8 protein-coding genes and 1 tRNA gene are annotated in these 7,228 nt (G+C 65.4%); 6 read left to right on the top strand and 3 right to left on the bottom strand.

The features are described 5' to 3' along the window. A partial coding sequence (gene selD / locus IM632_RS12270) for a selenide, water dikinase SelD (RefSeq protein WP_296498218.1) occupies positions 1–677 on the bottom strand: 677 nt, incomplete at its 3' end. A 96-nt stretch (positions 678–773) separates the two neighbouring features. Here selD and mnmH point away from each other — a divergent pair. The 4 genes from mnmH to IM632_RS12250 all read left to right on the top strand — a co-directional run bounded on the left by mnmH (position 774) and on the right by IM632_RS12250 (position 4,802). After that, positions 774–1,835, top strand: a complete 1,062-nt coding sequence (gene mnmH / locus IM632_RS12265; protein ID WP_296479502.1) for a tRNA 2-selenouridine(34) synthase MnmH — start codon at positions 774–776, stop codon at positions 1,833–1,835. Between the two features lie 85 nt (positions 1,836–1,920). Then, positions 1,921–2,844: a dihydroxy-acid dehydratase gene (locus IM632_RS12260; RefSeq protein WP_296479504.1), complete on the top strand. Its 924-nt coding sequence runs from the start codon at positions 1,921–1,923 to the stop codon at positions 2,842–2,844. Next, positions 2,841–3,776, top strand: coding sequence for a hypothetical protein (locus tag IM632_RS12255; RefSeq protein WP_296479505.1), 936 nt, complete (start codon positions 2,841–2,843; stop codon positions 3,774–3,776). Before IM632_RS12260 ends, IM632_RS12255 begins: the two co-directional genes overlap by 4 nt. A gap of 15 nt (positions 3,777–3,791) precedes the next feature. Next, positions 3,792–4,802: a phosphoadenosine phosphosulfate reductase family protein gene (locus tag IM632_RS12250; protein WP_296479506.1), complete on the top strand. Its 1,011-nt coding sequence runs from the start codon at positions 3,792–3,794 to the stop codon at positions 4,800–4,802. Positions 4,803–5,333: 531 nt separating this feature from the next. On the opposite strand, the gene IM632_RS12245 is transcribed toward IM632_RS12250, so the two are convergent. Both IM632_RS12245 and cpdR read right to left on the bottom strand, forming a co-directional pair. Further along, a tRNA-Val gene (locus IM632_RS12245) sits at positions 5,334–5,408 on the bottom strand. 90 nt (positions 5,409–5,498) lie between these two features. Then, positions 5,499–5,855 (bottom strand): cell cycle two-component system response regulator CpdR, encoded by a 357-nt coding sequence (cpdR, locus tag IM632_RS12240; protein WP_296479508.1) that lies wholly within the window; start codon positions 5,853–5,855, stop codon positions 5,499–5,501. An 81-nt stretch (positions 5,856–5,936) separates the two neighbouring features. Between cpdR and IM632_RS12235 the strand changes: the two genes are divergently transcribed. Further along, positions 5,937–6,806 (top strand): N-formylglutamate amidohydrolase, encoded by an 870-nt coding sequence (locus IM632_RS12235; RefSeq protein ID WP_363278805.1) that lies wholly within the window; start codon positions 5,937–5,939, stop codon positions 6,804–6,806. A 338-nt stretch (positions 6,807–7,144) separates the two neighbouring features. Beyond that, positions 7,145–7,228: GTP-binding protein (locus IM632_RS14500; protein ID WP_366817633.1), on the top strand; the 84-nt coding region annotated here is incomplete at its 3' end.

The following is a 7,228-nucleotide window of genomic DNA, read 5'->3' as shown; positions in this document are numbered from 1 at the left end:
TTAAGGGCCGCCAGGTCCGGTCCCGGCGTATTGAGCCGGGTGGCCGAACCGACCAGGGCGGCATAGCCCGCCGAGTCCAACCGCCCCTGCTTGAAGGCGGCGGAAAGCACGCCCACCCCCAGGGCCTTGCCGAGGATCAGCTGGTCTCCCGCCCGGGCGGCGCGGTTGGTCATGACGCGGTCAGGGTGAACGAGGCCCAGGGCCACCAATCCGTAGATGGGCTCGGGGCTGTCGATGGAGTGGCCGCCGGCGATGGGAATCCCCGCCTCGGCGCAGATTTCGGACCCGCCGGCCAAGATCCTGCGGATGGTCTCCACCGGCAAGACATTGATCGGCATGCCGACGACGGCGAGGGCCAGGATCGGCCGGCCGCCCATGGCGTAGACGTCGGACAGGGCGTTGGCGGCGGCGATCCGGCCGAAGTCCCGGGGGTCGTCGACCATGGGCATGAAGAAGTCGGTGGTGGCGACCAGGGCCTGTTCGTCGTTCAGCCGCCAGACGGCGGCGTCATCCGAGGTCTCGGTCCCTACCATCAGGCTGGCGAAGGGCGCCGAGGCCGGGGCCCCGGCCAGGATCTGTTGCAGGACGCCGGGCGCGATCTTGCACCCGCAGCCGCCGCCATGGGCCAGGCTGGTCAGTCGCACCGGACCCTCCGCCGCTCCCCCGGACTCCGCCATGTCTCGCCCCTCCTGTTCAGACTGACCCGGGCCGGGTGTATACCAACGGGCCATGACCCGCGCCCCCGTTTTCCACCTCGGCCAGGAGCCTGCGCGTTGAGCGGCCCGGAGACCATCGCCTCCGCCGACGCCGCCACCCGGGCGGGCTTCGACATGGTGATCGACGTGCGCAGCCCCGGCGAGTTCGCCGAGGACCACGTGCCGGGCGCGGTGAACCTGCCAGTCCTCGACAACGCCGAGCGCGCCGAGGTCGGGACGCTGTATGTCCAGAAGTCACGCTTCCTGGCGCGCAAGATCGGCGGCGCCTACGTCGCCCGCAACATCTCCGCCCACCTTCTCGGCGCCCTGGCCGACCAGCCGGGAGGCTTCCGGCCCCTCGTCTACTGCTGGCGGGGCGGCATGCGTTCGGGCGCCATGGCCCACATCCTGTCCCAGGTCGGCTGGCGCGTGGGGGTGCTGGCGGGGGGCTACCGCACCTATCGCCGGGAGGTGACGGCCCGGCTCTACGACTCCCCGCCCAGCTTCCGCGCCATTGTGCTCGACGGCCCGACGGGCGCGGGCAAGACCGAGGTGCTGAGGCGCCTGCCGGCCCTGGGCGTTCAGGTTCTCGACCTGGAAGGCCTGGCCGAGCACCGGGGCTCCCTGCTCGGCGCCCTGCCGGGCCGGCCCCAGCCGGCGCAGAAGATGTTCGAGAGCCGGCTCCTGGGCGCCCTGGAGGCCCTCGATCCCGCCCGGCCCGTGGTGATCGAGGCGGAGTCCAGCAAGGTGGGAGAGCGCATGGTCCCCCCCGCCGTCTGGACCGCCATGGCCGAGGCCCCCTCGATCCGGCTGGAAGCCCCGCCCGAGGCCCGCGCCGCCAACCTCGCCGGGGTCTATGCGGAGACCGCCGGGGACGTGGAGGCCCTGATGGCCCTGCTCTCCCGCCTGCCCAGCAAGCCGGGCGCCCGACGCCTGTCCGAATGGCGCGCCCTGCTGGAGGCCGGCGACCTGGAGCCCGTGGCCCTCGGCCTCGTCGAGACCCACTACGACCCCGCCTACCGGCGGTCCTCGCGCCAGCACGAACGGCCGGAGCTCGGCCGCATTGACCTCGCCGCCGTCACCGGCCCGGAACTCGACCGGGCGGCCGAGGCGGTGGCGGCCCTCGTCAGGGCGTCCTGAGCGCGGGCTTTCCAAGCCGCCGGATTTCGGGGAACACTGTCGCCGCCCAGGCGCCGTCGAAGGCGGCCGGGCCGGAGGAAACCCCATGCCCTACGCCCATCGGCCGCTCATTCTCGACGCCGACACCCACATGATGGAGCACGCGGACTGGCTCCCGGCCTTCGCCGACCCCGACATTCGTCCGCGCCTCGTCCCCTTCGCAGGCAAGGACGCCCGGGTCCGGGCCCTCGCCGCCGATGCGGTCGCCCGCGCCGAGGCGCGCCGCGGCGATGCGACCCTGAGGGCCGAGGCCGAGGCCGAATTCATGTCCATGAAGTTCAAGGGCTGGCATGGCCTGGGCGCCTTCGACGCCGCCGAGCGCCGCCGGGCCAACGACCTGATGGGCTTCGGCGCCTACCTCGTCTTCCCGACGGAGGCCTTCAACCAGGTGATCGCCGCCAGCGATCCCGAGGTCCTGGCCGGCGGGATCCGGGCCCTGAACCGGGGCCTCGCCGACTTCTGCGCCGAGGACCGCCGCATGGGCGGGGTGGGCTATCTCCGCCTGGCCGACGGCCCGGACTCCGCCCTCGCCCAGGTCGAGACCATCTCCTCCCTCGGCCTGCCCTATCCCGACGCTGCTGTGGTCATTCGCTACGAGGGTCCCAGGGGGGGCCCAGGCATGCGCGAGACCCACCGGATTTCCGAAGTCGTCGCCCACATGAACGCCTTGGGATCAGACTTCATCCTGATCACCGACGGCCGTTATTCCGGCGCTTCCAACGGCTTTATCATTGGCTATCTCGCGCCTGAGGCCGCAGAGCCGGGAGCCCCCCTGGCTCTCATCGAGAATGGCGACGAGATCATCGTTCATGTCAGCCAAAACAGGCTGGACCTCAATGTTCCCGCCGACATCCTCGCCGAGCGCGCCGCACGTTTTCGTCCTCCAGTCGTGGATGCGCTTCCCGATTTCCCTTATCTCGCTCGCTACCGGCGTTTGGTCGGACCAGTGGATCGAGGAGCTATCATTTGATCGCGCAACCTTTTGCGGACCTATTGGAGGAAGACGGCGACTTCCTCGATGCGTTGATTCAGCTCGCGCTGAGGATCAAGCGCGACCCCGGCGCCTACTCGGGCGCGCTTGCCGGGAAGGTGCTTTACGGCCTCTATCAGAAGACCTCGACCCGCACTCATCTGTCCTTCGGAAAGGCGATGGCGACCCTGGGCGGGACCTATGTTTGGCAAAACTGGAACGATTCCAATTTCGCGATCTCGGACGTAGAGAGCGAGACGAAATATGTCTCCACAACAGCGGATGTGATTGTCGCTCGGCTCTTGTCCTATGCGACGGTCCAGGAATTCAGGGCCGCGGCCGACGTCCCCTTCATCAACGGTTGCTGCGACCGGTTTCACCCGACCCAGGCGGTCGCCGACTGCCTGACCCTGGTGGAAGCGCTGGGGAATTTGAGTGGTCGCAAGATCGTCTATGTGGGCGTCTTCAACAATGTTCTGAACTCTCTCGCCCTCGCCCTTCCGCAACTGGGCGCGAACCTCGTCGCCCTCGCGCCCATCATCAATCCGGCTAGCCGAGACGATCGGGTTCTGGCGAAGGCGGCCGCGACGGGACGGTTCAAACATATCTCCGAGGTCACGACCGAGGTTTTGCGGGCGGAGCTCGCAGACGCGTCAGCGGTCTATCTCGACACCTGGATCGACATGGAAATCATCAATGACCCCGGGCGCGCAGCCGAGAAATCGGCGCGGGTCGCAGAGATGTCACATCTTCAATTGAATGCCGAGTCTTATGGGAAAAGTCGCGCCTTGATCATGCATTGCATGCCGGTGCACCTTGGATACGAAATCACTAAGCCCATACTGTACCACGACAACTCTATAGTTCTGCAGCAGGCTGAAAATAGATACCACGGCGAGAAAGCTATTCTACATCAACTCCTACAAACCTGATCCGGAGGCACGAGCATGATCCCGATTGTTCTTGGTAAGATCAAGGAATACCCGGACGGTCGCCACGCGATGGTGGCGGGCGAGGGCAATCTCAGAAGCATCCGGCCCGGGGATCTCCCCGTCCTGAAGCAGATGACGGGATTTCACAGCCTGGCGGAGATCGGTGAGCTCCTGAAACGTCCTGCTGCGGAGGTTGAAGAGGTCTACGGGCGCTATGCGGGCGATCAGTATGTCGTGCCGATCGAACATTGGAACAAGCTGCGTTGGGACGCCGAGCGAGGCATCTATATTAACGCGAAATCGGGAGGGATCCGGGAACCGGCCGGGGAACTGATCCCGCTGTCGCCACCATGTGATCCCTGGTTCTGCGTCGGTGAGGAACGCGCCTGGCTGAAGGGGGTGCTTGAGGCCCGCCTGAAGATCAAATTGCCGGACGCTACCCTCTTGCTGGCCAACAACGGGCTGAAGGACGGCCTGTTCTTCTGGGAGGTGATCGCCCAAGGCCGCTTTGTGCTGCGTGTCGATTTCAATGGTCCTAAACAGGCGGATTGGAAACTCACCTTCGCGCAGGACCTGCACACGGTCGACTGGACCGCCGGTGTGGCGGCGAGCTGGGAGGCGGAACGCGATCGCCACATCCACGCCAACACCGCGAACCTCGACGCCTTGGTCGAGGAAACCCAAGCCTTCATCCGCGAGATTGTTTCGCAATCGCCCGGTGAGCTGCCGCTGATCTATTTCAGCGGCGGCAAAGAAAGCATGGTCGTCTTTGATCTGTTCCGGAAAATGGGTATCCGCGCCCAGCTCTTGTTCGCCGGCACGGGCATGGATTTCCCCGAAGACGAAGCCTTCATCAAGGTGATCCAGGAGATGATCGAGACCGACCCTGAATGTCGGCGACTATTTTCCCTGCATATCGAACCGGGCGACAAGCCTCTCGCCTTGGCCCAGTTTGAGAAGCAAGGCGCCCTACAGCTGGGCAACATGTGGTGCCGCAGCGCGGTCAAATATCCGATCCGCAGCTGAACAAGCCGCCGATCTGGCCATCAAAGCCTCAGGGATAGGGGGTCATTTTTCGACGCCGATCTCCCCGAGATGGGGGCAATTTTCCACGCCGATTCACAGTCGAAGGAGCCAGCTGAGGTAGTTTCCAGGGCGGTCGTTGACGGGGCCTGCGGGTTGGCAGTCTCAAGATCGGGAGAACGCGAGTTCTTCCTCAAACAGTCCCTATTCCATGTTGTCCAGGCTAGGGCTGGACGTTGCAAGGTCCCATAGGTGGGAACCTGCCCAAATCGAAAACGGGAAAAAATTCTTGTGGCGGTTTGGATAGCTACAGCCACCCCCCCAACCGGGTTCGACCCCAGGGGGGGGTATTGAAGCCCGCTCGACGGGTTCTAGTCCGCACAGCCTTTATCACTCGATCTGGCTTGGCCGATCTTAGGTCTCGCGAACGAGGCTGAAATTCCACCTGCTGGTATCGATTTGGTATCGGGCTTACGAACCCCGCTCGACCCACCAGCGCCCCGAAACCTAAGACACTGATATTTATGGAATAAATGGTGGACGTGACAGGGATCGAACCTGTGACCCCCTCGATGTCAACGAGGTGCTCTACCGCTGAGCTACACGTCCGGGGTCGGCTTCCCGGTCGGGAAGCGGAGGCGGGGATATACCGGCGGGGCGGGTCCTGCGCAAGCGGCCAAAGGCCTGGCGGGCGGCGCCTTAAGCCGCCAGCATCCGCTCGACCTCCCCCACCAGGTCGCGAAGGTGGACCGGCTTGGCAAGGACGCGAGCCCCCTCCGGAGCCGTCTCTTCGGCCTTGAGGGCTACGGCGGCGAAGCCGGTGATGAACATGATGCGCAGGCCCGGATGACGCTCCGAGGCCAGACGCGCAAGCTCGATCCCGTCCATGCCGGGCATGACGATATCCGTCAGCAGGAGGTCCCAGTCCCGGTCGATATGCTCAGCCGCAGCCTCGCCGTTGGCGAAGGCTTCGACCTCATGACCGGCGCGCTCCAGGGCGCGGGCCAGGAACCCGCGAAGGGAGTCGTCGTCTTCGGCGAAGAGGATGCGGGGCATGGAGGAGTCTTGAGCGGCCTCGATTTGGCCTTACCTCAAGCCGGTTTGACCCGAGGATGCAAGTGGGGGTCATATAGCGACATGAGCCTGTCCGCCGCCAACCCGCAAATGTCCACAGCCTTCGACATCTGCTGGCCCAACGGGGTTGAAGCGCAACCGGCGACGCCCCTGGTGTTCGCCTCGCCTCATTCAGGCCGGCTTTATCCGGACGACATGAACCCGGCCCTGGATCCCCTCCTAATCCGGCGCAGCGAGGACGCCTGGGTGGACGATCTTGTCGCCGAGGGGCCGATCCGAGGTGCGCCGTTGATCCGGGCCCTGACCGCCCGAACCTACCTCGACGTGAACCGCGATCCCACCGAGCTGGACCCGCGCCTGTTCGGAGAAACTCTGCCCGCCCAGGCCCGCACCCTGTCACCCCGGGTGGCCGCCGGACTTGGCGTTGTCGCCCGGGTCGCTTCGGGCGGCGCGGAGATCTACGATCGGCGTCTGAGTCTGGCGGAAGGCCTTTCGCGGATCGCCCGGGTGCATGCACCGTATCACGACGCCCTTTCCCGCCTGCTGTCGAGAGCCCGGACCGCGCATGGCTTTGCAGTTCTGATCGACTGGCACTCCATGCCCGCGACGGCAGCGCCGGGGATAGACTTCGTTCTTGGGGACCGCTTCGGCGCATCCTGCCGCCCGGCCCTGACCGACGCCGTCGAGACGATGCTGACCGACGCGGGCTACCGGACGGCCCGCAACTTCCCCTTCGCCGGTGGGTACACCACCGAGCACTATGGCCGCCCCGAAAGGCGGACCCACGCTCTGCAGGTCGAGATCAACCGGGGGCTTTACCTTGACGAGTCTCGGCTTGAGACCACGGCGGATTTTGAGCGACTGCGTCGGGCCCTGGGCGGGATCATCGCCCGGCTGGCCGCCGCCGACTGGCGCAGCCTGCTCGACGCCTGACGCCCGGACGGACGCACAAAAAAAAGCCGCGCCGGTGAGGGCGCGGCAGTTCATTAGGGAGGAAACGCCCAGGAAGGGCAGAAGCGTCAGCGACGCCTCACGAGGGACAAGTTAGATTGCAGCGCACCAAAGTTCAAGGGCATACAATCGCATTTTCCACCCTGTTTTCATGAAAAAAAGGAAATGATCCTCACTTCCTTCGCGGATTTGAAACAAATGCGCGCCCATGCTATGTTGCATCGCACAATAAACGCCTTCCGCAGACGGAACTGTCCGGGGCGTCTGGCGCTGGGGCGCGGAACCCCCTACAAGCGCGCGCTCCCACAGATAAGAACGTCATGCAGCTTCGCAACATCGCCATCATCGCCCACGTCGACCACGGCAAGACCACCCTGGTCGACCAGCTCCTCGCCCAGTCCGGC

It is taken from the genome of Phenylobacterium sp. (assembly GCF_020402505.1).
GTDB lineage: Bacteria > Pseudomonadota > Alphaproteobacteria > Caulobacterales > Caulobacteraceae > Phenylobacterium.
The sequence above is the reverse complement of the archived record's forward strand: the minus strand, read 5'-3'. Positions and strand labels throughout refer to the sequence as shown.

Bases quoted from the DNA above. Each gene is read 5' to 3' on its own strand.
- IM632_RS12260 (WP_296479504.1), top strand. From the start codon at position 1,921: ATGCCCTACGCCCATCGGCCGCTCATTCTCGACGCCGACACCCACATG.
- IM632_RS12250 (WP_296479506.1), top strand. From the start codon at position 3,792: ATGATCCCGATTGTTCTTGGTAAGATCAAGGAATACCCGGACGGTCGC.
- cpdR (WP_296479508.1), bottom strand. From the start codon at position 5,855: ATGCCCCGCATCCTCTTCGCCGAAGACGACGACTCCCTTCGCGGGTTC.
- IM632_RS12235 (WP_363278805.1), top strand. From the start codon at position 5,937: ATGAGCCTGTCCGCCGCCAACCCGCAAATGTCCACAGCCTTCGACATC.